Here is a 26,014-nt window from a genome sequence, read left to right on the forward strand (position 1 = left end):
CTGCCGGATAGTGTACGCAGATCGTACGCGCTTCGTGCGGCAGCGACGGGCGGCGGCGTTACAGCACGCGTGCGATCGCCTGTTCCAGCAGCGACAGCCCGAGATCGATTTCCGCTTCGCTCACCGTCAGCGGCGGCGCGATCCGGAACACGCCGCCCATGCCCGGCAACTGCACGATGTTCATGCTGAGCCCGAGGTTCATGCACTCGCGCGTGATCTTCGCGCCAAGGCCATCCGCCGGTTCCTTCGTCTGTCGGTCCTTGACGATCTCGACGCCGAGCAGCAGGCCGCGTCCGCGCACGTCGCCGATGCAGTCGAAGCGCTCCATCAGGTCGAGCAGCCCGCGCCGCAGCCGGTCGCCCATCACGTTCGCCCGCTGGACGAGGCCGTCGCGCTGCACCACGTCGAGCACGCGCAGGCCGACCGCGGCCGGCAGCGGGTCCGACACGTGCGTCGTGTAGAACAGGTAGCCGAGTTCGTGCGCGCGTTCCTCGATCCGCGCGGACGTGACGACCGCCGCGAGCGGCAGCCCCGCGCCAAGCGTCTTCGACAGCGTGAGGAGGTCGGGTGTCACGCCGTCGCGCTGGCACGCGAACATCGTGCCGGTGCGCCCGACGCCGGTTTGCGCTTCGTCGAGGATCAGCAGCATCCCGCGCTCCTCGCATTTGCGCTTGAGCGCCGCCATGTAGCCTTCCGGCAGTTCGATGATGCCGCCCGAGCTGAGGATCGGCTCCGCGATGAACGCGGCGAGGTTGCCGCTCGACTGGCGATCGATCAGGTCGAATGCGTAGTCGAGTTCGGCGAGATAGTCGTAGGTGCCGTTGCGCTCGAAGCGCGGCCGGTACGTGAACGGCGCCGGAATCGCGAACGAACCGACGGCGGCCGGGCCGACGCCCTTGCGGCCGGCGCTGTACGTGGCGGATGCCGCCGCGCCCGTCATCCCGTGCCACGACTGCGCGAAGCCGACGATCTCGTACTTGCCGGTGACGAGCTTCGCCATCCGGATCGCCGCTTCGTTCGATTCCGCGCCGGTGCTCAGCAGCAGCGCGCGATCGAGCCCGGGCGGCGTGAGGTCGGCGAGGCGCGTCGCGAGGTCGACGACGGGGCGCGACAGCATCCCGCTGAACAGGTGATCGAGCTTGCCCGCGTATTCGTTGATGACGGAGACGATCTCCGGATGGCTGTGCCCGAGCACCGCGCTCATCTGGCCCGACGTGAAATCGAGGATCGCGCGGCCGTCCGCGTCGTAGACGAAGCTGCCTTGCGCGCGCTCGATGATCATCGGCTCGAACGTGCCGCCGTAGCGGATCAGGTGCTGCCTGGCGTTGTGCCAGAAGGTTGCGTCGTCGTTCAGGGACATCGGGCTTCTCCGGACAAGGGCCAAGGATCGCTTGCAGTCTAGGCGCCGGTCTGGTTTTATGGAAACGAATAGTTCTTATGCAAGGTAGAAAAGGAGCTAATACCTTGGCACGTTCGCTCGAAATCGACCTGCTGCGCTCGTTCGTCGTCATCGCCGAGGTGCGCTCGCTCAGCCGCGCGGCGGCGCGGGTCGGCCGCACGCAGTCCGCGCTCAGCCAGCAGATGCGGCGGCTCGAGGAAAGCGTCGACCAGCCGCTGTTCCAGCGCACCGGGCGCGGCGTGCTGCTCACGCATCCCGGCGAGCGGCTGCTCGTGCATGCTCAGCGCATCCTGCGGCAGCACGACGAGGCGATGGCCGATCTGTGCGGCACCGGGTTGTCGGGCACGATCCGGTTCGGCTGTCCGGACGATTACGCGGGCGTGTTCCTGCCGTCGCTGCTGCGGCAGTTTTCGAGCCAGCATCCGCAGGCGATCGTCGAAGTCGTGTGCGGGCCGACGCCGCGGCTGCTCGAACAGCTCGACAAGCGGGCGGTCGATCTGGCGATGGTGTCCGTGCCGGACGATGGTTCGGACGGCGACTTCATCCGCCGCGAGCAACTGGTCTGGATCGGTTATCCGGGGCTCGATGTGGCGCGGTTCGATCCGTTGCCGCTCGCGCTGTCCGATCCCGATACGCTCGATCATATTGCGGCCTGTGAGGCGCTGCGTCGCGCCGGCCGCGATTATCGCGTCGCGTATGCGAGCAGCAGCCTCGCGGGGCTGACCGCGCTGGTGCGCTCGGGGCAGGCGTTTGCGGTGATGACGCAGACGGCGGTGCCCGCGGATCTCGCGATCCTCGCCGGCGATCGCGGATTGCCGCCGCTGCCGGCGGTCGGCATTACGCTGCGGTTCGACCGGAAGCGGCCGTCGCTTCTGACGGCGGCGTTCGCGGAGCATATTCGGGCAGTGTTGCCGGTGCTGTGAGGGCGGGGTAGGGCGTGTGGGTGATCGGTCGAGCGATGCGCCGTTTTCTGATGGAGAGGGGGAATGCTGATGCAGCAGTACCTGTGACTTGTCTGATAGGGATCGGCACACGAAGCTACGCCACGACCTACGCTCGATCTTTTCAGGACCGGTTGAATCCACCACCCTAACGAGACGTTCCGCCTTCTCGTCAGCGGACGCTCAAAGACAACGATCCGGATTGATCGTTCGGGATCCGCCGACCTTCCGGCTCAAATTTCCACTAGGACACTTTGTTTGATGGTCGCGCTTCCGCCGGCCATCAACCGCGCAACCTTTCCGTCCTCGATGTCGAGAATGATCTTGATGATGCTCGGAGACGCAGGTTGCATCATCCATCCCTGTTCGATAATCATTTCGGGATCTCTGGCGCCCATGCGCTCATAAATGAAGCATGCCAGCGGGCCGGCGGCCGTTCCAGTCGCGGATTCTTCCGGAATGCCGAATCTTGGTGCGAACATGCGTGTCCCGGCATGCCGGCCGGGGATGACCGTCTCGCGAGAAAACAGGTAATAGCCGATCAGGTCGAGTTCCTCGCTAATCAACGCAATCGCTTGATGGTCGGGCTGAACCTCGGCAACCGAGCAACCATCGGGCAATGCGATCATCAGAAAGCTGTTTCCCGTGTTGATCACCGTCGGGCTTGTAGTGCGATAGATATCTGCCGTTCTCAATCCTATCGACTCCGCAATTTTTTTTGCCAGGTCAGACCGTGCTTCGATCGATGTATATGCCGGAGCGCCTTGTTCCATCAGAACAGATTGGCCGTCTACCAGAATATTCCTGCATCCGTCAACCGTTTCCTTCGTTGCCTTCCCGTCACTGACCCGGCCAAGCTGCCTGAGAAGTGAAAAGGTAGCAATCGTCGCATGTCCGCAATGTGCTATCTGGCGAGTCGGCGTGAAAAATTCCAGCTTGATTGTCGCGACACTGGATTTCGACACGAACGCCGTTTCAGACAAACCGACCTTCCGCGCGACCGCCAACTTTTGTTCCGTGTCGAGCGCATCCGCGTCAATCACTACGCCAGCCGGATTGCCCCCGGCTTCGCCATCCGTCAGCGAATTCACGATGTGCACCTGTACCTTCATGGCTGCTCCCGCTCCAGATACCATAGTTGCGCAAACCTATTGAAATTCCTGCTTGATGAACGGCAATATACATCGAGGCAAGCCGTTCAACCTCTTTTCAATTCTACCGGGCCCTTCAAATTAACCATGAAAACTATCACACGGGAATTCGCGCAAGCGTTTGGTCAAGAATGGATCGAAGCATGGAATTCGCACGACCTCGATCGCATTCTCTCGCATTACTCGGACGGGTTCGAGATGTCGTCTCCGCTGATTGCACAGATCATGGGCGAGCCCGATGGGATGCTTCAGGGTAAGGACAACGTTAGAGTCTATTGGGAAAAGGCGCTGAAAATGGTTCCCGACCTTCGCTTTGAAAGCATAGCGACGCTAGCTGGAGTAGGAAGCATCGTCATTCACTATCGAGGTGCTAACGGACGGCTCGCTGCGGAAGTATTTTTCTTTGGACCTGAGGGTCTGGTCCAAAAGGCGTTCGCCAATTACGCTTCTTGAGCCCGCTGCTGCTCCACTCACTCGGCTGGCGATCTCTTGGACACGATGGCTTGCGGTGATTGTCGACCAACTGGCCTCCTACCTCGAAAGTCCGCTCCTGGCCGGCTGCCGCCCGACGCGGTCGGCCGTAGCCGACGGCGGATTCAGCCAGTCGCTTTCCTCTACAGCGGACGTTCAAGCTTTACGTTGCACATGCCCAGATCGACCACTGGCCCAGAATCCTTAACCAGTAAATCCACGATCTGCTCGCTGACGAGCTCAGCCCAACAGCGATATTGCCCAGCCCCGGGGTGAAATCGATCACGGGCCATCTCGAGCGGCTTTGCTGCCCAATCAAGTGATACATAGCGCGCGGCAGCATCCTGGCTAATCCACCGCCGCAGCGTGCGGTCCAGAGACGCGGCATATCGGCCCAGGTACCAGCGCAGCGGGTGCTGCGCCGCTGGCAGAATTCGTAATGGCGGTAGCCCTGTTGCTACCAGACCAAATGCGCCGGTGCGACGGCGGACTTCTTCAACCAGTCGCCGATAGTCTTGCAGGAACTGGCGTGGCGAACGTTGCGACGTTACATCGTTAGTACCCAATGCGGTCACGAGAAAGTCCGCCGGCTGTAATTCGCTCTGCCTTAATAGCGCTAGAGACTCTTCAGTGTTGACACCCGACTTTGCCACCAGTTGCCATGTAACGGGCCTGCCCAGTTTGATAGCCAGCATTTTGGCAACCGGTTGCGCTAATGCCTGTACCTGATCGTCGACCCCCACTCCTGCCGCCGACGAGTCACCGACAACCAGAATTCGCAAGGCCGGTTGCAGGGCCTCTCGCGAGCCTTCACTCCCGCAACGAGGCCCTGCTGCCTCCGGTAGGCGTAGCGCCGTTCGCCTTAGCCTGCGTGCCTGTATCACCAGAATCGGGCCGAGGACAAACTTGTAGAGTGGCAACATTTTCAGTTCAGATCAGAAGAGGAACAACGGTAGCCCCATGCACGTTCTGACACGGTCTGGGCCGAACCCGGCCCGACGATGAGCCGGCAATGCGCTCTGCCGATGATGCTTCCGAATCCGACAGTACCCGACCCATCGCGGTCAGACGGTCAACACGGAATCATCGGCTTTTGGAAATCACGTCACTCATGTAGTTATTCAGATCGCGAAAATCCTGAACGGTCCAGGAGTGCGGCGCAAGCTTTACGCCGTTCTCCCTCAAAGTTCTCGGAATCAGGTCCCCGTTCGGACGAAGTATTACCGATGAAACAATGACGCCTGGATAATCACGGAGTCGCTTTTTGAACGCAGCAGTTGTGAGGTCAGGCGTGGCAGGATTGCTTTTCTTGGCCAATGGTCCGGTGCCCTTGATATCTGCGCCATGGCACATCGCGCATCTTTGTATATAGAGATTTTTCCCGTTGATGTTTTGCGAGAAGGATAGTGAAGGTTGAGTCAACACCAACGCTCCTAGCGAAGCGATCAACAATTCTCTCGTTTTCATTTGGCCTTGTCGTATCACGCAGATTGCTGTGTCTGGGAGTATAAACGCGTGATCGTGGAATGGTCGCTCTTGGCCGTACATGGAAATTGGCCGATCAGCCTGATTGGAGGTTGGCTACGCAATCGTTGATTGCCTGTTCGAACTGCGGATTGGATAAATCGACACCGACACGCGCAAGCGAAAGCAGCAATTGCTCCGCAGCCGATAGCCGCCGGCCGCTACCGCCGCCAACCGGCGTTGCAGGCGGCCGACGCGCCTGCGTGATGCCCCCGCGGCCTGCTGGTCAGGCCGTCTCGCGACGTTCGGCGAAGCGCGGCGCGCCACGCTGCGCCTGCGCGTCCAGTTCGGCGTCGCGCTCGATGCCGAAATGTTCACGCAGCGCGTCCCAGCCGGCCGGCGTCACGGCGACGACGCGGGTCTCATGACCGCGGATCATCCATCCCCACGTACAGAATGCAGTCATCAAATGGGCGCCGAGTGCGCCGGCAATATGAAATTGCCGCTCGGTCCAGTCGAGGCACCGGTGCGCGTATCCTGCCTGATTGGCGAAGGGACTGCCGACGTCGAGGCCGAGTTGCTGCAGCCACGAATGCCCGCTCGGTGTGAGTTCGTACGCGTATTCGCCGTGCTCGACGAGGTAGCCGCGCTCGAGCAAGCGCTGTGTGACGGCAACGCCGATCTGTCCGGCGAGATGGTCGTAGCAGCAGCGCGCAAAGCGCAATTCCCGCGCGGAACGATTCGGCGTCGTGCGCCATGCCTGCGAGACGGGGCCAACGGACGCGAGGCTCTCGAGCACGCGGGGAACGTGCGGGCCGGCCAGACTGTAGTAGCGGTGCCGGCCCTTGCTTTCCACTTTCAGGAGGCCGCCGTCAAGCAGTTTTGCGAGGTGCGAACTCGCCGTTTGAGCGGTGACGCCGGCGACTTCTGCAAGCGCGCTCGCCGAGCGGGCACAACCGTCCGTCAGTGTGATCAGGATCACGGCACGCACGGGCTCCGCGATCGGGTGGGCCACGGTTGAAATATTGTGCTGACTCACTGTTTCTCTCCGGTTCCATTTATTGTCTTTTTCGTATCGCGAACCGATGTTCGGTCCGGCACACTTCCATACTTCGATACGCGCCGAAGCATTGTCGAAGGCCCCGCGCTTATAGTCAACGCGCTATTCCATTCACTCGAGCATTTCAACCGGATCGCCGTCGGACGCGGCCTGCGACGCCGTGTTGGCGGGCGCGCATCACGTGTCCGGGCCGCCGTTTCGCGCATCGATGGCGCGACGCCGGCCGCCAGCCGCGTCTCGTTCTTCGATGACGCGCCGGTCCACGCATCGGCCCGGCTTGCCGATGCAATAAAAAGAACCGCGAAGCCTTGCGCTGTCGCGGTTCTTTTAACGTGCCCGAAACACGGCGCAACCGTGTTCTGGTGCCGACGGCGAGACTCGAACTCGCACAGCTTTCGCCACTACCCCTCAAGGTAGCGTGTCTACCAATTCGGCGGCTATCTGATCTGGCGACTGCATTTGCGCTCACAGAGATCGCTGCGCATGGCGGCCGACCAATCCGCCGGTGTCGTCGCGTGCCTATGTGCTCTCTGCATAGGAAATGCCGAAACTTTGCATTGGACCGCACATTTTGCGATTTCTAGAATCGGGCGAACGTCGAGCCTTGTTCGACAGGTTCGTTCAGCCACGTCGCGCTTGCCGCGCGGCAGCAATCCCCGAGGAATCGTTCCATGCAGATCAGTACACCTGTCGCCGCACTGTCCGAGGACATGAAAGCGTGGCGTCGACAGATTCACAGTCGCCCGGAAATCGCGTTTCAGGAAACCGGCACGGCAGCGTTCGTCGCGGAGTTGCTGCGCTCGTTCGGCATCGATACGCATACCGGAATCGGCCGCACCGGCGTGGTGGGCGTGATCGACGGTAACGGCGGGCCGGGCCCCACGATTGCGTTGCGCGCCGACATGGATGCGCTGCCGATCCAGGAGGAAGGCCGGCCGGTTTATCGTTCGGTCCATCACGGACTGTTTCATGGCTGCGGTCACGATGGACACACCGCGATCCTGCTCGGCGCGGCGAAGCTGCTGGCCGGCCATCGCCAGTTCAAGGGGCGGGTCGTGCTGGTATTCCAGCCGGCCGAGGAAATCGTCAAAGGCAGTCAGGCGATGCTCGACGATCAGTTGCTCGCGCGTTTCCCGTTCGACGAAATCTACGGGTTGCACAACCATCCGCAGCTCGAACCGGGCAAGATCGGGGTGCGCGTCGGATCGCAGCTTGCCGCGGTCGATTTTTTCTCGATCGAGATTCGCGGCACCGGCAGTCATGGCGGAACGCCGCATCGTAGCGTCGATCCGATCGCCATCGGCGCGTTGCTCGTCACTGCATTGCAGACCGTCGTCAGCCGCGCGATCGATCCGCTCGACAGCGCGGTGCTGAGCATCTGCCAGTTCGTTGCGGGGGCGACGGCGAACGTCATTCCCGATCGCGCGTCGCTGCAAGGCACCACGCGCGCGCTGTCGCCGCTGGCGCGCGAACGCGTGCATCGGCGCATGCGAGAGATCTGCGACGGCGTTGCGCTATCGCACGGATGCGCGATCGATCTCGACATTTCGCACGGCACGCCGGCCACGATCAATGCGGAAGCTCCGGCGCGATGTGTCATGGCGGCTGCCGATACCGTGGTCGGCGCCGCGAACGTGCTGACCGACGTGGCACCGTTGATGGCGGGTGACGATGTCGCGCGCTTTCTCGAGGCGCGGCCCGGTTGTTATTTCTTTCTCGGGCAGGGCGGTCACATGTGCCATCACCCCGAATACGACTTCAACGACGATGTGGCACCGATCGGCGTCGCGATTTTCGACGAAGTCGTGCGTCGCCGTCTCGGCGTTTGACGGAAAGCGTCGCGCGACCGAAGCATTCATAAAAAACGGAGGAGAACACCATGGAACATGCAACGTTTCGCGCCCGGCGGACGATGGCCGCGCTGTCGGCAGGCGTGTGCGCCGCGGCCGCAGCGGGCGCGGCATGCGCGGCCGAAGCACCGGCGCAGCGCGTCGCAAGCGGGTATACGCTTGCGCCGTTTCTGCTATTCGTTGCGTTGACGCTCGGCATCACGTACTGGGCATCGCGTCGCAACCGCTCGGTTTCGCAGTTCTATACGGCCGGCGGAAGTGTCACGCCGTTGCAGAACGGATTCGCGCTCGCAGGCGACTACATGTCCGCATCGTCGTTCCTCGGTGCGGTCGGCATGATGGCCGGCTCGGGCTACGACTCCATCATTTACGGCGTCGGCACGCTGATCGGCTGGCCGATCCTGCTGTTTCTCGTCGCGGAACCGCTACGCAATCTCGGACGCTTCACTCTCGCCGATGTCGTCGCATTCCGTCTCGCGGAGCGTCCGGTTCGGAGCCTGGCCGCCGTGAATTCGCTGGTGATCGTGCTGTTCTATCTCGTCATCCAGCTGGTCGGCGCCGGCAAGCTGATCCAGCTGCTGTTCGGCGTGCCTTACATGGTGGCGATGCTGGCGGTTGGCGCGCTGGTGCTCGTGTATGTGCTGATCGGCGGGATGCTGGCCACCACGTGGGTGCAGATCGTGAAGGCGGTGCTGATGGTCGCGATCGGTACGTATCTGGCGTTCAAGGTGCTGCAGGCGACCGGCTTCAGCGCCAGTCGGCTGATCGCCACGGTGGTGCAGTCTCATCCGGCCGGCTCGGCCGTGCTGGCGCCGAGCCGGCTCGTCACGAACCCCGTGGATGCGATTTCGCTCGGCATGTCGTTGATCTTCGGCATGGTAGGCCTGCCGCATATCCTGAGTCGCCTGTTCACCGTACGCGACGGCGCCGCGGCCCGGCAATCGGCGTTCTACGCAACCGCGCTCATTGCGTGGTTCTATACCGCGGTCGTCGTGATCGGCGCCGGTGCGATCGTATTCGTGCTCCGCAATCCGGCTTTCCTGGATCCGGTCACGCACACGCTGATCGGCGGCGGAAACATGACGGCGATGCATCTGAGCCATTACTTCGGCGGCGACGTGTTCCTCGGCATCATGTCAGCAGTTGCGTTCGCAACGATCCTGGCGGTCGTCGCGGGGCTCACGATTTCGGGCGCATCGGCGGTCGGTCACGATCTGTACAAGCGCATCCTGTGCCGGGGGCAAGCCGATCCGGCGCGCGAACTGGCGGTATCGCGCCGGGCCACGTTCGTACTGGTCGCGGCTGCGCTGCTGCTGTCGCATCTCGTGCAAAACCTGAACATCAGCTTCCTGGTCGGGCTCGCGTTCTCCATTTCGGCGAGCACCAACTTCCCGATCCTGATGCTGTCGATGTTCTGGCGAGGATTGACGACGCGCGGCGTACTGGCTGGCGGGATAGTCGGGTTGGTGTCGTCGGTCGGGCTGCTTGTGACCGGGCCGACGATCTGGGTGGGCATCCTGAAGCACGACAGTGCGCTCTTTCCGTACGCAAATCCGACCCTGTTCTCGATGACGCTGGCGTTCGGCGTCGCATGGCTCGCATCGATTACCGACTCGTCTGCTCGTGCGGCGGCGGAGCGTGCGGGATTCGATGCGCAGATGTTCCGCAGCGCGACCGGCATCGGCATCAGCGCTCCCCAAACTCACTGATCACTGGAGCAACCATGTCGAACGTCAATCACCCGGCAGTCGTCGCGCGCAGCACCGATGCGAACGCAAGCGTCGACGCACGCACGCGCGACGTGGCCCGTCTGGTCCGCCGTCGCACACGCCTGAGTATCGGCATGAGCGTGCTCGTGCTGGGCATCTACTTTGCGTTCATCCTGACCGTCGCGTTCGCTCCGGCCGTATTGACACGCCACTTCCCGGTCGAATCGCCGATGACGGTCGGGATCGTCGTCGGGATCGGTCTTTACTGGTTCTGCGCGATCTCAACGGGCGCGTATGTGTGGATAGCCGGCCGCTGGATCGACCCGCTCGTCGGGCGGATTGCCCGATGAACGGGCGGGCGCGCCCGGGCTCGCGATGACGAAGCCCGTTGCGCGGTCGCATGGCGATCGGTACGAATCGATATGCCGCGCTGTCGGAACCACGCCGATTTGTCCGGGACTTGCGGTCGAGCCGAATGGATGTCCGGATCGTCGTGCGTCGCGGTAGTCCAAGGTCACAACGCGTCGTTCGCGCAATCCACATCAGAGCCGTGTCTCCTTGTGCGCGTGTCAGTCATGAAACTGATACGCGCTTTTTTTTGACGAGGATGGCCATGTCGGTCGTGACCGACATGATCGGAACGCCCGCTCGTGTGTTCCGCACACAGTCATCGGAGGGTCATGCAAATCTTGCATCGCCGGACGACGAGAATCTCATTGGATGGTGATTTTTTAGCTGAATACGATGCATCGCGGTCTCGAAGATTCACGCGGACGCATATACCTGTGCCGCGCATGCGATGAAGAAGATCGGTTTTCAAACGATTTGGTATGCGAAATGAATATGCCGTAGCGAGCGGGAATGCGTGGGGCCGGATCGAAGCACAATCCAATCAATCGATGGGGCGACATGAAAAACAGAAAATCAGTGAGGAGACTGGCGACGACCGCGTTGACGCTTGCGTGCGCGACGGGGGCGGATGGCGCCCGCGCGCAGAGCTCGGTGGTCATGTACGGCATCCTGGATATCGGCATCCAGAGCTTGACCAACGCCGGATCGAACGGGAAGTCGTCGCTTGGCATGCTGGGCAGTGCGTTTCTGCCGTCCCGCTTCGGCATCAAGGGCGACGAGGATCTCGGCGGGGGCTACGGTGCAATCTTTCAGCTCGAAAACGGCTTCGACCTCGGCAAGGGCACCCTCGTGACGCCGGGCACGTTGTTCAACCGCCTTTCGAGCGTCGGGTTTCGATCGCCTTATGGCCGGCTGACGTTCGGGCGGCAATACAGCGTACAGTTCGACAAGACGGTGCTCTATGATCCTACGTATTTCGCCAACGACTCGACGCTTTCGCTGAACGCGATTCCGCTGGCGACGCTGAGGCTGAACAATGCGGTGAAGTTCCAGTCGCAGCCGTTTTACGGATTCGATGTCGAGGCTGAATATGGCTTCGGTCAACAACTTCCGGGCAACGGCCTGGCCGGCCGGTATGTCGGTGCGGCGCTCGAATATGTCCGGGGAGCGCTTGCCGCTCGCGTGCTTTACGAGCAGAGTCGCGGTACGAGCGCAGGCGGCATCGATGCGTCGGGGCGGGTCGATGAGCGGTACAGCGCGGCGCTTCGTTATACGGTGGGCGGCGTGACCGTTGGCGCGGGCGTCACGCGCGTGGTCGGAGACCTCCAGTTGACGCCGCGCGGCGTGGCTTACTGGGGCAGTGCGAAGGGTTTCGCGACGCCGACGATTCAATGGTACGTGCTGGGCGGCCGCTACGCGTTCCAGAGCACGCCGGGACACCCGACGCTGTTGGTCGGCGGAGGCGAGTATCTGCTGTCGAAGGCGACGTTTCTGTATGCGCATGTCGGCACGGTCTGGAACTCCGACGAGAGCGCGTTCGGCGTCAACAGCTTTTCCAGTGTGGGCCAGCCTGGCAAGAGTCAGGTTGGCGTGAGCGTCGGCATTCATCACCGGTTCTGATACGGCACACGGGCGCCACGATCGAGCCGTTGCGGCGAAGGGCGCGACTATACTTTCCGCACGTGGGCAGGGTCGCTGCCCGTGAACGCCTGATTTCACATGAACCTTCGCAAACTGCAACACGTCCTCGCGCTCGCTCGGTGCCAGAATTTCAGTCGCGCTTGCGCGGAGGTGCACCTGAGTCAATCCGCGCTGTCCCGCAGTATCCAGTCGATCGAAGCGGAGTTCGGTATTTCGCTGTTCGATCGCAGCGCGCAACGTATCACGCTGACGCCGCACGGCAAGGTATTCGTCGAGCGGGCGCGCCGGATCGATTTCGAAGTGCGGGAGCTCAGGCGCGACCTCGCGCTGCTCGAGCGCGGGGAGTTCGGCGATCTCTGCATCGGGCTGGGCGCGACGCCCGCCGCGCTGCTCCGGCAACCCATCCTGACGTTTGGGGCCGTTAATGCGCCCCAAGTACGCGTAGTACTCAAGCGCGGCGATACCGCCGACCTGCTCGGCATGTTGCTGGCGGAGCGCATCGACATGTTCGTTGGCGATATCGCGTCGCTCACGCAGCAGCCGGAAATCGAGATCGTGCCGCTGCCGAGATGGCGGGCCGCATTCTTCTGCGGTCACGCGCATCCGCTTGCGGGCATGGCTGGCGTATCGCCCGAGAATCTATTGAAGTATCCGGTCGGCTGCACGCATCTGTCGAAGTACGCGCTCGACGATCTTCAGCAGCATCTCGGATATCCAATCGCGGATCGCATCAAGCTCCAGAGCGACGATTTCGGGGAGCTGGAGGCGGCGGCAGCCGTCAGCGATGTCGTCATTCTTGGCAGTCGGCCAGTATTCGACGAGGCGGTTCGGGCGGAAAGGTTGCATCCGGTGCCGCTCGATCCGCCGCTGGCTGGTTCGGCCTGTTTCGGGATCGTCACGCTCGCGGGCAGAACCCAGTCGGCCACGATGCTGAGAATCAATGCCCTGGTGCAACGTGTGTTCGACAATTTCGCGGAAGACTTGCCGACACGCTAGCTCGGTGAGCGGGGGCCTGTTTCTCTATGAGGCGAGCGATATCGACACGGTGCGGCGACTCGTGCACGAGGACCCGTTCAACACGGAAGGGATCTGGAGGACGGTCGATATCGAGCCCGGGCGGCGTGATGTCGGCGAGGCGCGTTGCGAGGTCGACGACGGGGCGCGACAGCATCCCGCTGAACAGGTGATCGAGCTTGCCCGCATATTCGTTGATGACGGAGACGATTTCCGGGTGGCTTTGCCCGAGCACCGCGCTCATCTGGCCCGACGTGAAATCGAGGATCGCGCGGCCGTTCGCATCGTAGACGAAGCTGCCTTGCGCGCGCTCGATGATCATCGGCTCGAACGTGCCGCCATAGCGGATCGGCGGTGCCGGCCGATCTGGCCATCCTCGCCGGCGATCGCGGGCTGCCGCCGCTGCCGGCGGTCGGCATTACGCTGCGGTTCGACCGGAAGCGGCCGTCGCTTCTGCCGGCGGCGTTCGCGGAGCATATTCGGCTCATGCTGCCGTTGCTGTGAAATGCGGCGCGAGTTCGTTGTGCTTTCACACATCGCAATTAATAAGTAGAGTGAATATAGACATGCGACTCGTCTCGAGACCACATTCACGCCTGTCGCGCGACGTCCCGCGCCGGCACGACGACTCGTAAGCCGGTTCATATCGCGGATGCGACAGGGGCTCACGACCCGTCCTACGACGTCGCGGGGATTCTGTCCGATTTACGCGCGCCAACGGCGAAATAGACTTCCAATCGAGCGAAATGATCGTCTGGGTCCGGACACGAAGCCGGCCGACCCGCGTCGCTCATGGAAGGGCTTCGGCATGTCGCTCGACGGTCGCACGCTGCCGGCACCGTCGACGTCGAGCCGCTCTTGGGGGAGCGGCCCGCCCGTATCGGCAGGCGAGCGGGCACCGGCCTGAAGCGAGGCCAGCTGTCCGACTGTTTCCGCACGAAATCGTTCTGCTCCGATGTTCGACACGTGTCGCGCCGGCTCGCCGGCCGACCGTCGATACGTTGCGACCGGATGCCGTCGCATCGCGCTGCATCGGACGGATGCCTATCGAGGGGGTCATCATGATCAGGTCATTTCGTATTGTTAGCGCCGGGGTGGTTGCATTCGCATGCTGGGCTGCCAGCTTCCCGGTTCAGGTTTGCGCGGCGACGCTTACGGGCTACGTCGCGCCGTGGCGTATCGCGCATGCGCGATCGAGACGGGCATCGACTGCCGCACCACCGGCCGTGACGGTCAAGCCGGCAAGCGACGGCAGCGACCAGACCGATGCATTGCAAGCCGCGCTCAACGCACTGCAGGTCGGACAAACGCTGATACTCGCGCCCGGACGCTATACGGTCAGCCGCTCGTTGTCGGTGACGGTATCGGGTGTGGTGGTATCGGGCTACGGCGCGACGCTCGTCGCGACCAATCCGTCCGACCAGACGATCTTGATGAGCGGCGCCGGTTCGACGCTCGTCGGCGTCACGCTGATCGGTACTGGCACGACGCGGCTCACGGTGCCTGAATCGAGCAAGGTCGAGGTGACGGGCACGGACATCCAGGTGCTCGGTGTGACGATCCAGGGCGCCGCCAGCGGCGGGATCTTCGTGTTCGGCGCCAGCAACGTCGCGATCGTGGGCAATACCGTGCGCGACACGCTGGCGGACGGCATCCACACCACCTACGGTTCGACCAATGTGCTGGTGCAGAACAATACGGTGACGGGCACCGGCGACGACCTGATCGCGGTCGTCAGCTATCTGGGCGACGGCCGTCTCAGCAGCAACGTGCTGATCGACCACAACACCGTATCGGGGAATTACTGGGGGCGCGGCATCTCCGTCGTGGGCGGCCAGGCCGTGACGATCTCGAACAACACCGTCGATGGCGTGCAGAAGGCGGCCGGCATTCTCGTCGCACAGGAGGACAGCTGGCGTACCTACGGCGTGTCGAACGTCGTGATCGACAACAACGTGGTGACCAACATCCAGAACGCGAACGTGAACAACGGCTTGCAGCCGACACAGCAGGGCGCCATCGAGCTGGACACGTGGTCGGGCTCGGTGTCGTACGTCAAGGTGATGCGCAATCGCGTATCGGGATCGGCCTACGCCGGGTTCCGGGCAATCGGCAACGTGTGCGAATTCCAGGTCTCCGACAACACGTTCGCGTCGATTGCCGGCACGCCGGTGTCGCTGTTGTCGCGCGGCTGCACGGCCAGCCGGATCGTCGTCAGCGGCAATACGATGGACGGCGTCGCGCTGGTTTCGCCGGTCGGCGCATCGTCGTCCGGAACGATCCCGGCTGCCGGCGCGGTGACGGCGGCGATGCCGCGGGTGCGAACCGGCTTGATGCAGTCGCCGGGCGGCGCTGCGCCGGCAACCGCCACGGCGCGATGACATTGCGCGCACGTCGACTGAACGGCGCCGCCGGCGTGGCCGGCGCGCGCCGGGCACGATGCATGAACGCCATCCCGTTCGTGTCGCCGTGCCTTCGACCGTGCATGCATCGCATGCGTCGCGACGAGGCGGGTCAGAGGAGCCCCAGGCGCTGGCCGGTCGCGGCGGCCTGGGTGCGATTGCGCACGTGAAGCGCCTTGAAGATCGCGGTGATGTGCGCCTTGACGGTCTTCTCCGACAGGCCGAGCCGATCGGCGATGAGCTTGTTCGGCACGCCTTCGGCGATCAGGCGCAGCACGTCGAGCTGGCGCAGCGTCAGGCGCGGGCCGTCGGGTTCGTGCGCGGGCGGGTTGCGATGCGCCGACTGTGTATCGAGCAGCAGCGGCGGCACGTAACGCTCGCCGTTCATGACCATCTTGATGGCCGACAGCAACGTGTGTGCGGTCGCGGATTTGGGAATGTAGCCGAGCGCGCCGTGCGTGAAGGCGGCGCGCACGTCGTGCGGATCCTCGGATGTGGACAGCACGATGATCGGCAACTCGGGCCGGACCTGCGTGATCGCCGCAATCGCGGCGAAACCGTCCATGCCGTTCATTTTCAGATCCAGCACGATGACGTCGAGGTCGGTGTGCTGTTCGAGCAGCCGCATTGCATCGTCGGCGTTGCTTGCCTGAATGTCGACCATCCCGTCCTGATCCTGGCGCAACAACGTCGCCACGCCATCTCGCAGAACCGGATGATCATCGACAATGAGTATTTTCATGGAAATAAAAATGAAGTCTGGAGGCGGACCTCTTCTGCTTTTGGAGAACCCGTTTTTTTCGAAAAGTCTTAATACTTTGGTCGTATTCGGTTCTGTTTCGCCACGGGCTAACGTCGGATTTACATCCGGAAAGACATGGTTGACACTGGATCATCGCGGCCTTCCGTGAGGTGAGGCGTACAACGAGCATAACGAAGATCGCGACAGCAGGGCCTGGGCGAGTTACGGAAGCCGAAATTTTTTGGGGGGCGATCGAACCCGGGTGCAGACTATACGATAAAAAGAGCCGAACGTGCCAATACGGGGTGCGCTGTTTATTTCGATCGATTGCTTTCTGAAAATCGGCAATTGACGTTGAAACAGGCGATTTACCCCGCGAAACAGGGCATGTTCCTTTGCACGAATTTGCGAGACGTCTCCATCGGCCTGATTCGATATCAATCAAGGTGCAATATGGGAACTATCAATGAAGAAGAGTCAATTCGCGACCTGAACCTGTCGTATCTGTGGCTGGCGCAGCGGCTGTTGCAGGCGGATCGCGCGACCGGCATGTTTCGCCTCGGCGCCACGCCGGAAATGGCCGGCACGCTGGAAAGCCTGACGATGCGATCGATGATGAGCCTGTCGTCGTCGGGGCAGTTGCTTTGCGTACTGCGCCTGAGTCGATACGAAACGGTTGCGGCGCTCGCGCGGCCCGAACCGCCGGCCGACGCCGCGCGGCTTCATGTCGCGATGGCGCTGTCCAGTCTCGGAGCCTTCGACCAGGACGTGCCGTGAGCGGCGGTGCCCGGACGGCGCATGCGTCGAGTCTTGCCGATGACGCGAAGCACGTGTTGGCGGCCGTGACGCTGATTCGGCTCGGCGCGCGCCCGCAGATGCTCGAAATCGAACTGCCGCTGCCGCATGAGCGCCTGGTCCGGCTGTATCGCGAGGTGCGCGGCGTCGCGCCGCCGAAAGGACTGCTGCCGTTCTCGAGCGACTGGTACATGACGTGGCAGGCCAACATCCATGCGTCGCTGTTCCTCAACGCCTACCGCTTTCTGCGGAGCAACGCGAAGTGTGCGCGACTCGATGCGCTCGTGAAGGCCTATGAATGGTATGCGAGGCGATGCGACGCGGCACACTGCGAGCCGCTGCTCGACCTGACGCGTGCGTGGCTGCTGATTCGTTTCTTCGACAGCGGCGTGCTGTCGACGGCGCGCTGTGTCCGATGCGATGCCGCATTCGTCACGCATCGCCACGACCTGCGTCGCAATCGCGTCTGCGTCGCGTGCCGTCCGCCGGCGCGGGCCGGCAAGCGCACCGGTGGCACGAAGCCGCAGCCGTGCGTCGAAAGCCCGTCCGACGCGAACACGCGCATCGTGTAGAAGCCGACCGCAGCCTGCGGCCCCGCGCAGTGCCGCTAGAGCGCGACGCCGTGCGCGTCCGCGTTGACCGTCGAGCGTTGCCGCGCACCTGCGGCGACGAGATGGCCGACCGCCGCGCGCAGCTTGCCATTCGGCAACGGTCGGTGAAGGAGGACCAGCCCGTGCGTGTGCGACGCGGCCAGTTGTTCGTCGGTCGTATCGCCGCTGATCAGCAACGCCGGAAGGGCGGTGTCGAGTGCTTCACGCAGCCGCTCGATCACGACGATGCCGTTTTCGCCGCGAGGCGGCAGGTAATCGCAGATCAGCAGGTCGGGCCGGCGAGGGCAGGCCGACAGCCGGTCGAGCGCCTCCTTGCCCGAGCGCGCCGCGATCGTGTCGTAACCCCACGTCGCCAGCAGTTCCGCCAACCCGGTACGCGTCGTGCGATTGCCGTCGATCACCACTACGAGCCCCGTTGAACCCGGCACGTCGCCGTGGCTGACGATCGGCGTGTCGAGCGGGGCGGGCGTGCCGACGGCGAGCGCCATCGCGACTTCGAAGCACGATCCGCGTCCGGGCGTCGAGCGCACGGCCAGCCGGCATTCGAGCAGGTCGGCGAGGCGCCGCACTATCGCGAGTCCGAGCCCGAAGCCTTTTTCGTGATCGCGCTCGGCATTGCCGACCTGGTAGTACTCGCGGAACACGAGCTTCTGCAGGTGATCGGGAATGCCGCAGCCCGTGTCCCAGACCTGGATCGCAAGGTGTGTGCCGCGGCGCCGGCAGCCGACGACGACCTTGCCGCGATCGGTGTAGCGCACCGCGTTGGACACGAGGTTGCGCACGATGCGCTCGACCAGCAGCGGATCCGAGTGAACCACCGCGCGGCACGGCACGCGCGACAGCGTGATGCCTTTGGCCTGCGCGTCGAGCAGGCAGTCGTTGCACACGTATTCGAGCACAGTATCGATCGCGAACGGCCGGCACTGTGCTTCGACGCTGCCGGCGTCGAGTCGGGACAGGTCGAGCAGCGCGCCGAAGAGCCGGCTCAGCGCATCCGACGAGCGCTCGATGCGCTCGACGAGCCGTCGTCCTTCGGGCGGCATCGGGATGCTGCGCAACGCGCCGATCAGCAGGTTCAGCGCGTGCGCGGACTGGCGCAAATCGTGGCTGGCTGCCGCGAGGAATTGCGATTTGGCGAGATTGGCCTGGTCGGCGATCCGTCGCTGGCAGTCGAGATCGACGGCGAGTCGCTCGACCCGCTCGTTCTGGGTCTGCAAATCGCCTGCGAACCGTTCGGCACGGAAGCGTAGCCGGATGTTTTGCGTTGCCGCACGGTTCGCGAGCAACCCGAGATAGCCGACCACGCAGGCGATCAGCAGCATCATCGGTGCGGTCTCCCGCTGGATTGCATGCGGCGACACGATCGCCGCGCCGATATACGGGACGGTGGCCGGCAACAGAAAGGCGATGAACGCGGGCAAGTACGCGCTGAATACCGGAATCGCGCCGGCGACGATGCTGAACGTCGCGATGACCACGAGGCTTGCGATTCCGAAGTCGGCGCCCATCGCGAGATGAATCGATGCCCATCCCCAGCCCATGCCGGCGGCAGTGCTGAAGGCCGACAGCCACAGGGCCCAGTGCCGCCAGTTGCTGACCGAAGTCGGCGACCGGTGATAGAGGCGCGACAGTAGAACCTGGCCGGCCGAACACGCGGCAATATAGATCGTCCACGCAGGACCGGACACCGGATCCGGATGGCCGAGCCGGTCGATCGACAGCGTCGCGGCAACAGCAAGCAAAGTGCCACCGGCGACGTATGGCGTCACGGAGTCGTAGACGATCCTGACCTGTTCGGCCGCGATCTGGTCCGGCGTCTGCATGTGCGCTCACGGAGATTGTTGCGCATGGCGGCGGAGAGTATCGGCGCGTCCGGCACAGACGCGTATTCCCGTAACCAAGCATAGTCGCTGTACGCAGGGTTTACGGTGTATTCCGGCGAAATATGAAAATATATAAGGACTGGGAACTTATTGGAGAATGTAGCGATTAATTCAACGGTGTCGGTTGAATTGTGTTCCGGTGATGAGCGATCCGCTACGCGTGTTACGGCGCATCGCCTGGGTGCCATTTAATTTCAGAACGGACGAAGAATTCGCAATTCGGATCCGGCTCGAGCCCGTCCAGTCGATCGAATAATTCGAATGGTGTGGAAACGTACAGTTGCGGAAGCTGAGCCGGGATATACGTCTTTCCCGTCATCAACGACATCGACGAGGGCCGTATGCGCGATCTCTGCGGGAAAGCGTTCATCTGGATGCTGGTTTGGGTGGGCACGTTGGCGTTCGACAGTGCGTTCGCGATTGGCAGCCCGTCATACACCGATATCGTTTCCGCGAACAGCGGCCTCTGTCTGACAAGCGCGGGGAATTCATCGGCATCGGGCGTCGGCATCGTGCAGACTTCGTGTTCAGGTCAAGGCAATACGACCTGGTCGTTCGTGCCGGTCGCCGGAAACCGGTATCACATTGTGTTGCAGGGCAGCGGCCTGTGCCTCAACGTACCGGGCAGTTCAGGCGCGAGCGGGACGCAGTTGATTCAGTATGGTTGCCAAGGCAGCAACCTGTTGAACGATCAGTGGACAATCGTCGCGGTTGGATCGAGCTACCGGATTGTCTCCGCACTGAACGGCATGTGCGCGAACGTGAGCGGCGGCTCGACCGTCAGCGGTGCGAGCCTGATCCAGTATGGTTGTCAGGGCGCCACACAGACCAGCGACCAGTTCAATCTGTACTTGCCCGTCAACGCGTCGACCAACGTAGTCGTCGCGAGCAGCGGTCTCTGCATGACGATCGGCGGCGGCGCGATCGTGCAAGGCGCATGCAGCAATCAGGGTGCCACCGGCTGGCTCTTGCAGCCGGTCGGTAGTGGCTATCACGTGATTTCCCAATCCACCGGACAATGCCTGAACGTCTATCAGGGCCAGCGCACGAGCGGCGCGCCGTTGATTCCTTACGCGTGTCAGGACAGCTCGCTGACCAACGATCAGTGGACCGTCGCGCCGGTTGGCGGAAAATATCAACTGATTTCAGTCTCGAGCGGAATGTGCGCGAGCGTCAGCGGAGGATCGCTCGCTTCCGGTTCGACGTTGAGCCTGTCTCCGTGTCAGAATGCGGCGGCGAGTGGCCAGTTCGCGTTGACGTTGCCGCAGGCCTTCCCCGTAACCCTGCCGTCCGCATGGAGCCCGGTCATCACGTTACCGGTCAATCCGATCGGCATCGCGAATACGCCCAACGGCAAGCTCGTGATGTGGTCGTCGAATCAGCCGTACACGATCCAGAACGACGTCGGATCCGCGACCACGCAAACGCAGACCGCGCTCTTCGATCCCGCGACGAACGCGGTGACCCAGTACATCGAGACTTCCGCGGGTTCCGACATGTTCTGCCCGGGCACCGCGATGCTGCCCGACGGGCGGTTGCTGGTCAATGGCGGCGACAGCAGTCCCAAGACGACGCTCTATGATCCGACGGCGAATACCTGGAGCGCCGCCGCGACGATGAACATTCCGCGCGGTTACCAGGGCGACACATTGCTTTCGAATGGTGCGGTGATTACGCTCGGCGGTTCGTGGAGCGGCGGGGTGGGTGGCAAGACGGCCGAGTTGTGGGACGGCGGCAGATGGACCGTGCTGTCGGGCGTGCCTGAGACGAACGTCATCGGCCCGGATCCGCAGGGCATCTATCGTGGTGACAACCATCTGTGGCTGTTCGCGCAGACGAATGGCAGCGTATTCCATGCCGGCCCGAGCGCACGGATGAACTGGATCTCGACGAGCGGGGCCGGTTCGATCACCTCGGCGGGAAATCGCGGTGTCGACCCATACGCGATCAACGGTACGGCTTCGCTGTTCGATACGGGCCTGATTCTGAAGGCGGGTGGCGCGAAGTCGTATCAGCAGAACGGCAATACGTCGACATATGCGTCGAATTCGGCGTACCTGATCGACATCACGCGCGGTCCGGGACAGCCTGTTTCGGTACAGCGGCTGAACGGCATGACCTATCAGCGCGCATTCGCGAACAGCGTCATTCTGCCGAACGGCAATGTCGTGATCGTTGGCGGTCAGAGCTTGCCGATGCCCTTTACCGACACGACCGCGATCCTGGTGCCCGAGATATGGGACCCGGTGACGCAACGCTTTAACCTTCTTCAGCCGATGCGGACGCCGCGCACTTATCACAGCACGGCGGTTCTTTTGCCGGACGGGCGCGTGTTCGTCGGCGGCGGCGGGCAATGCGGTGTCGGCTGCGTGAACAATCACCTGAATGCCGAAATCCTGACGCCGCCATATTTGCTCAATGCCGACAATACGCTTGCCTCGCGCCCGGCGATCGTGTCCGGGCCGGCCAGCGCGATGCATGGTTCGACGATCACCGTTTCGACCGGGGGCGCGGTCGCGTCTTTCGCGTTGATGCGGATGTCGTCGGTGACGCATTCGACGAACAACGACCAGCGCCGAATTCCGCTGCCGATCCTGTCGACAAGCGGTACGTCATACCAATTGTCGATTCCGGCCGACTCAGGTGTCGCATTGCCGGGCTACTACATGCTGTTCGCGCTCGATGCGAACGGCGTTCCCAGCGTCTCGAAGGCGGTCCGGATTCTGTGAGGAAATACCTGCTGTCCCGATCCAGCCGCCGGTACGTTGCACGGTTGTTGTACGTCGCGTTACTCGGCGCAGGTGGCTCGTGCGCGATGGCGAGCGGCGACCGCGAAGCGGGCCACGCACTGTTCACCGGTGCGGCTCCGCTAACGGGCCGGATGTTGACCCATCCCGGCGATCTTCCATCGAATGTCGTTCGGTGTGCAAATTGCCATGCTTCGGAGATCGGCCCCGCCGTGCGAAATTCGATTGCGCCACGCCTTACTCGCGACTGGCTCGTCGATCTGCAAAGCCGGCGGGGTGGCCCTCCGAGCCGGTACGATCAGGAGGGGTTCTGTACGATGCTGCGCGACGGAGTCGATCCAGCCTATGTGCTGCTCAATGTCGAGATGCCGCGCTATCGCATAAGCGATGGCGATTGCGCCGCGCTTTGGCACTTTCTGACCGGTGCGCGGAATGGCCCCGCCTGATTTTCGTGCGCGCCGACGCGCGATACGCATTGCCGTGTTTCCGGCCGTTGCGTTGTCCGCATTCTGCACGTCGACGCTTGTGCGCGGACAAAACGCGCCAATCGCGTATCACGGTGGAAGCATCAAGCCTCCGGTTCTGGTTCCCGACTGGCCGATTCTCACGGCGCAGGGTCGCGAAACGCGTCTGCGCGGGGTGCTGGCCGGTCGCGTGACTGCGCTGCAGCTGTTCTTTACGGGTTGCTCTACCGTTTGTCCGATCCAGGGCGCCGTCTTTCAACGTGTGCAAACGTTGCTTGGCGCGCACTCGGACGTTCAGTTGCTGTCGCTCAGCATCGATCCGTTGTCCGATACCCCGGAACGAATGCGTGCATGGCTTCGGCAATTCGATGCGCGGCCGGGGTGGACTGCCGCGGCTCCGGAATTGCAGAACGTCGATGCCGTCCAGGCATTGTTCGGAGCCGGCGTGACGGGCTTGGACAATCACGGAACCCAGGTTCACGTGATCGACCGACGCGGACAATTGATATGGCGCACCTATGAATTGCCATCCGCGGAAACGGTCGCCGCGCTGCTGAAGCAGGCATAGACGCGAGCGTTGGCGCAACCGTTCTAGACACGTTCAAGACGTGAAGCAGCGATTCATGGCCGGGCGACACGGGGGCATTCTCCGAATGATCGATCGGCGACGCTTCTGATCAAGCCTGGCTCGTCTCGCACGTGACACCGGTCTCGGATCGTGCGACGAGGGCGCGCTTGATCGTTCGAGGATGCACATTGAAGTGTGCGGCGACCTCCGCGACCGACTGGGTTTCAAGCAGAACGCGGGCATGGGCGCACTGATCCGGCGTCATGTGCGGCTTTCGCCCCAACTGCTTGCCGCGCGCGCGCGCGGCAGCCAATCCTGCGCGGGTGCGCTCGCTGATGAGGCTGCGTTCGAACTCCGCCAGCGCGCCCATCATGTGGAAGACGAGTCGCCCGCCGGACGAAGCCGTATTGATCGATTCGGTCAGGGAAATGAAGTCCACCCCCCGGCGCGCCAGAAAGTTGATCAGGTCGATCAGCTTGCTCAGCGAGCGACCCAACCGGTCGAGCCGCCAGACGACGAGCGTGTCGCCTTTCATGACTTTTTCGAGTGCTGCGTCGAGACCCGGGCGATGGAAGTCGGCGCCGGAGATACCCTGATCGGAAAAAACGACCTCACATCCGGCGCGTGTGAGCGCGTCGATCTGAAGTCCGAGACTTTGCTCGTCCGTGGAGACACGGGCATACCCGATATTCATCGCCCGACTCCTGCCGCTTTATCGACTGGGCGCTGGCGTGCGCGGTCCGGCTGAAGTGCTGCATTCATCAAGACGCGCTCGTCGAAGATTCCGCGCGGACGGCGTATCGAGCTTCCCGCTGAGGCGCGAAGAAACGGCAAACGTGGTTGCTCACAACTGGGATTCCTGTGTTCCTCCGCGGGGCTTGCTTCCATGAAAGGCGCATGCCGCCGCCGTCGGCATGGCGTGCCGATAGTCAAATTGCAAAGGATGGTGAATTTCCGTGTCACCAAGCAGATATTACTGGACGGAAAGGGACGTTTTTGTCCGACAAGGCTTACAGAAAGGCAGCCCAGCATTCACGGGCGGTTTCACGAATCGGTAATTTTTTTTGTAACTCTGATGCAAACGTCCGTTTGTGTCTTTCATGGCTTTCAGTCAAGGGCGAGTGCAGCGAGGCAGCGTATGCATCGGATAACAAGCGAGGGCCTACGAAAGGCTCGGTATCGTCGGGGAGGTATGGAGATGGGTGGCGCATTGTTCATAAGGGTCCTCAATCGACCCATGTTGGTAAGCCGCTTCAGGCGTACGTTTGTCGAGGTCACCGACGTTGAGTTCGGTGAGCGAGCTCGAAAACTGTATGGCGGAGTTGTACAGGGGCCGACGGCTCGCGACGCGTATCGGTCGATATCCGGGATGGCGTTGCCGGCCCCCGACGCGGATCGTTCGACGGCGGACCACTCGACGGAAAGCTGGCTACTTCGATTGAGCGGACGAACAACGTCGCACCCGCAAGCAGCATGGCTCTCCAGCTTGAACGCGACGCGGGGCGGTGATGATGTCGCCCCGGCGGTCGAGGCGCGGAGCGTCAATTCGAATGCCGGGATGGAGACGCAAGCGGATGCGGCGATGGTCGACACCGTCTTGCGTGCGATGAAGGTCGATGCGATTTCGCTGGTGATGTCGGCGGTGCACGCACCCGACGACGGTCGCAAGGTGCTCTATTTCAAGTGCGTGCCGTGGTGTTGCGCATTTGACGAAGGAGAGCCGTCACCGGATGCATATCTGTCGAGCGTCGTCCGAGCGGGACTGATGGGCTGCTTCGATCGCTATGTGGTAGCACGTGTGCTGGATGTACTGGAGAGTTCGCCGCAGCTGAGCATCGGCGTGAATCTGTCGGAACAGAGCCTCGTATCGGGATTGCAATGGGAAAGCCTGCTCGATCGGCTCACCCGCGCACCGGAGCTCGCCGAGCGTCTGGTCGTGGAGGTGAGCGAGGGGGCGCGAGTCGCAGGTGGACGCGCGCGTACTTTTCTCGATCGACTCAGGGTACTCGGCTGCCGTATCGCGATCGACGACTACGGGCTCGCCTATGGCGTCGACGTGGGAATGGCAATCCCCGAGCCGGACATCGTGAAGATTGCGCCGGCGTTCATTGCTGCAGCCCGATGGAGTGAGTCGGCGCGGAACAGGCTTCGGCATCTCGTGCGGCTCGGCACAAGCATGGCACGTGACGTCGTGGTGCTTGGTGCGCAAGGCGCGGTTGATATGGCGCTGGTTTGTGACGTCGGGGCGAAATGGATGCAGGGCGATTGAACAGGCGAAGGTTGCCAAGGCTGAGCTGCTGCCCAGTGCGGCGGTCGACTGACCTGCGAAGGGACTGCGCGCAACCTGGATGAGGGCGATGGAGTGGGCGTTGATATTGAAGCGGGCCTGGGACATTCAGGAGATCCGGGATCCGATGGCAATGGAGGCGACGATCTGGAATCACGGTGCTGCGAAGTACGGCGTGAGCGCTTGATGATGGATATTCGATCGTGTCTGCATGTGATTGCCGACTGCTGTGTACCTGAGAGAGATAGGGAGATCGTGAAGACAGCTTGCGACGCGGGTATGGCTGCCGGGTTCTACGGATCTGGGTCGGCTATCGCGCAAGGTCTGAAACGAAAGCTAGAGGGCGTGCGCGGTATGGGCAGCCGGGAAGACGAAGCGCGGCTCCAGAAGATGATCAGCGGTGGCTTCGACGCTGGAATGAAGTGTCGTTCCGTGAACGTGTGGCGCACCGTTGAAACTGAGAG

At 62.6% G+C, this 26,014-nt stretch carries 21 protein-coding genes, 1 tRNA gene and 3 pseudogenes; 15 read left to right on the forward strand and 10 right to left on the reverse strand.

What is annotated here, in order from left to right; translation table 11 throughout:
- Positions 1-58: 58 nt before the first annotated feature.
- On the reverse strand, positions 59-1,360 hold the full coding sequence (locus U4012_RS11615; protein WP_321798591.1) for an aspartate aminotransferase family protein: 1,302 nt from the start codon (positions 1,358-1,360) through the stop codon (positions 59-61).
- 77 nt (positions 1,361-1,437) lie between these two features.
- On the opposite strand from U4012_RS11615, the gene U4012_RS11620 reads away from it, so the two are divergent.
- Positions 1,438-2,322, forward strand: a complete 885-nt coding sequence (locus U4012_RS11620; RefSeq protein WP_321798593.1) for a LysR family transcriptional regulator — start codon at positions 1,438-1,440, stop codon at positions 2,320-2,322.
- Positions 2,323-2,573: 251 nt separating this feature from the next.
- On the opposite strand, the gene U4012_RS11625 is transcribed toward U4012_RS11620, so the two are convergent.
- On the reverse strand, positions 2,574-3,452 hold the full coding sequence (locus U4012_RS11625; protein WP_321798595.1) for a PhzF family phenazine biosynthesis protein: 879 nt from the start codon (positions 3,450-3,452) through the stop codon (positions 2,574-2,576).
- Positions 3,453-3,578: 126 nt separating this feature from the next.
- On the opposite strand from U4012_RS11625, the gene U4012_RS11630 reads away from it, so the two are divergent.
- Positions 3,579-3,944 (forward strand): nuclear transport factor 2 family protein, encoded by a 366-nt coding sequence (locus U4012_RS11630; protein ID WP_321799026.1) that lies wholly within the window; start codon positions 3,579-3,581, stop codon positions 3,942-3,944.
- A 161-nt stretch (positions 3,945-4,105) separates the two neighbouring features.
- Here the strand turns inward: U4012_RS11630 and U4012_RS11635 are convergent, their stop codons facing one another.
- The 4 genes from U4012_RS11635 to U4012_RS11650 all read right to left on the reverse strand — a co-directional run bounded on the left by U4012_RS11635 (position 4,106) and on the right by U4012_RS11650 (position 6,924).
- Positions 4,106-4,744, reverse strand: a complete 639-nt coding sequence (locus U4012_RS11635) for an SGNH/GDSL hydrolase family protein (RefSeq protein ID WP_321798597.1) — start codon at positions 4,742-4,744, stop codon at positions 4,106-4,108.
- A gap of 301 nt (positions 4,745-5,045) precedes the next feature.
- A complete protein-coding gene (locus U4012_RS11640) occupies positions 5,046-5,429 on the reverse strand; it encodes a cytochrome c (protein ID WP_321798600.1) in 384 nt (127 codons plus the stop codon).
- Positions 5,430-5,712: 283 nt separating this feature from the next.
- Positions 5,713-6,441, reverse strand: a complete 729-nt coding sequence (locus tag U4012_RS11645; RefSeq protein WP_321798602.1) for a winged helix-turn-helix domain-containing protein — start codon at positions 6,439-6,441, stop codon at positions 5,713-5,715.
- Positions 6,442-6,846: 405 nt separating this feature from the next.
- Positions 6,847-6,924, reverse strand: a tRNA-OTHER gene (locus U4012_RS11650).
- A gap of 233 nt (positions 6,925-7,157) precedes the next feature.
- Between U4012_RS11650 and U4012_RS11655 the strand changes: the two genes are divergently transcribed.
- The 5 genes from U4012_RS11655 (at position 7,158) to U4012_RS11675 (ending at position 13,033) form a co-directional block, all read left to right on the forward strand.
- Positions 7,158-8,315: a M20 aminoacylase family protein gene (locus U4012_RS11655; RefSeq protein WP_124485259.1), complete on the forward strand. Its 1,158-nt coding sequence runs from the start codon at positions 7,158-7,160 to the stop codon at positions 8,313-8,315.
- A gap of 50 nt (positions 8,316-8,365) precedes the next feature.
- Complete coding sequence (locus U4012_RS11660) at positions 8,366-10,045, forward strand: sodium:solute symporter family transporter (RefSeq protein ID WP_321798604.1); 1,680 nt, start codon at positions 8,366-8,368, stop codon at positions 10,043-10,045.
- Positions 10,046-10,059: 14 nt separating this feature from the next.
- Positions 10,060-10,395: a DUF485 domain-containing protein gene (locus tag U4012_RS11665; protein WP_185702594.1), complete on the forward strand. Its 336-nt coding sequence runs from the start codon at positions 10,060-10,062 to the stop codon at positions 10,393-10,395.
- A gap of 559 nt (positions 10,396-10,954) precedes the next feature.
- Complete coding sequence (locus U4012_RS11670) at positions 10,955-12,016, forward strand: porin (protein WP_321798607.1); 1,062 nt, start codon at positions 10,955-10,957, stop codon at positions 12,014-12,016.
- A gap of 99 nt (positions 12,017-12,115) precedes the next feature.
- Positions 12,116-13,033, forward strand: a complete 918-nt coding sequence (locus U4012_RS11675) for a LysR family transcriptional regulator (protein WP_321798609.1) — start codon at positions 12,116-12,118, stop codon at positions 13,031-13,033.
- 109 nt (positions 13,034-13,142) lie between these two features.
- Here U4012_RS11675 and U4012_RS11680 read toward each other — a convergent pair.
- Positions 13,143-13,400 (reverse strand): annotated as a pseudogene (locus tag U4012_RS11680) (aminotransferase class III-fold pyridoxal phosphate-dependent enzyme); the annotation flags it as partial.
- Here U4012_RS11680 and U4012_RS11685 point away from each other — a divergent pair.
- Together U4012_RS11685 and U4012_RS11690 are read left to right on the forward strand one after the other, a co-directional pair.
- Positions 13,400-13,555, forward strand: a pseudogene (locus U4012_RS11685) (LysR family transcriptional regulator); the annotation flags it as partial. The pseudogenes U4012_RS11680 and U4012_RS11685 overlap by 1 nt on opposite strands.
- Before the next feature lie 557 nt (positions 13,556-14,112).
- On the forward strand, positions 14,113-15,432 hold the full coding sequence (locus U4012_RS11690) for a right-handed parallel beta-helix repeat-containing protein (RefSeq protein ID WP_321798610.1): 1,320 nt from the start codon (positions 14,113-14,115) through the stop codon (positions 15,430-15,432).
- Positions 15,433-15,565: 133 nt separating this feature from the next.
- Here the strand turns inward: U4012_RS11690 and U4012_RS11695 are convergent, their stop codons facing one another.
- Positions 15,566-16,195 carry a response regulator transcription factor gene (locus U4012_RS11695; RefSeq protein WP_321798612.1) on the reverse strand — a complete coding sequence of 210 codons (630 nt, stop codon included), beginning with the start codon at positions 16,193-16,195 and terminating at the stop codon, positions 15,566-15,568.
- A gap of 348 nt (positions 16,196-16,543) precedes the next feature.
- Here U4012_RS11695 and U4012_RS11700 point away from each other — a divergent pair, with 348 nt between their 5' ends.
- Positions 16,544-16,972 (forward strand): flagellar transcriptional regulator FlhD, encoded by a 429-nt coding sequence (locus U4012_RS11700; protein WP_321798614.1) that lies wholly within the window; start codon positions 16,544-16,546, stop codon positions 16,970-16,972.
- The gene (gene flhC / locus U4012_RS11705) at positions 16,969-17,562 is read left to right on the forward strand and encodes a flagellar transcriptional regulator FlhC (protein ID WP_124668015.1); all 594 of its coding nucleotides are present in this window, start codon (positions 16,969-16,971) and stop codon (positions 17,560-17,562) included. The genes U4012_RS11700 and flhC overlap by 4 nt, the downstream gene beginning before the upstream one ends.
- A 35-nt stretch (positions 17,563-17,597) precedes the next feature.
- Here the strand turns inward: flhC and U4012_RS11710 are convergent, their stop codons facing one another.
- Positions 17,598-19,424: a hybrid sensor histidine kinase/response regulator gene (locus U4012_RS11710; protein WP_321798618.1), complete on the reverse strand. Its 1,827-nt coding sequence runs from the start codon at positions 19,422-19,424 to the stop codon at positions 17,598-17,600.
- A 434-nt stretch (positions 19,425-19,858) separates the two neighbouring features.
- Here U4012_RS11710 and U4012_RS11715 point away from each other — a divergent pair, with 434 nt between their 5' ends.
- From U4012_RS11715 to U4012_RS11725, 3 genes and pseudogenes are all read left to right on the forward strand, one after another.
- Positions 19,859-22,213 (forward strand): RICIN domain-containing protein, encoded by a 2,355-nt coding sequence (locus tag U4012_RS11715; RefSeq protein ID WP_321799028.1) that lies wholly within the window; start codon positions 19,859-19,861, stop codon positions 22,211-22,213.
- 74 nt (positions 22,214-22,287) lie between these two features.
- Positions 22,288-22,677: pseudogene (locus tag U4012_RS11720) on the forward strand (hypothetical protein); the annotation flags it as partial.
- The gene (locus U4012_RS11725) at positions 22,664-23,263 is read left to right on the forward strand and encodes an SCO family protein (RefSeq protein ID WP_321798619.1); all 600 of its coding nucleotides are present in this window, start codon (positions 22,664-22,666) and stop codon (positions 23,261-23,263) included. The pseudogene U4012_RS11720 and the gene U4012_RS11725, both read left to right, overlap by 14 nt.
- Positions 23,264-23,372: 109 nt before the next feature.
- Here U4012_RS11725 and U4012_RS11730 read toward each other — a convergent pair whose 3' ends face one another.
- Entirely contained in the window at positions 23,373-23,957 is a 585-nt protein-coding gene (locus tag U4012_RS11730; RefSeq protein WP_124668011.1) for a recombinase family protein, read from the reverse strand.
- Between the two features lie 675 nt (positions 23,958-24,632).
- Between U4012_RS11730 and U4012_RS11735 the strand changes: the two genes are divergently transcribed.
- Positions 24,633-25,532 (forward strand): EAL domain-containing protein, encoded by a 900-nt coding sequence (locus U4012_RS11735; RefSeq protein WP_321798621.1) that lies wholly within the window; start codon positions 24,633-24,635, stop codon positions 25,530-25,532.
- The last annotated feature ends 482 nt before the right edge of the window (positions 25,533-26,014 follow it).

The organism is Burkholderia sp. BCC1988 (genome assembly GCF_905339895.1).
In the GTDB taxonomy this organism is placed as follows: domain Bacteria; phylum Pseudomonadota; class Gammaproteobacteria; order Burkholderiales; family Burkholderiaceae; genus Burkholderia.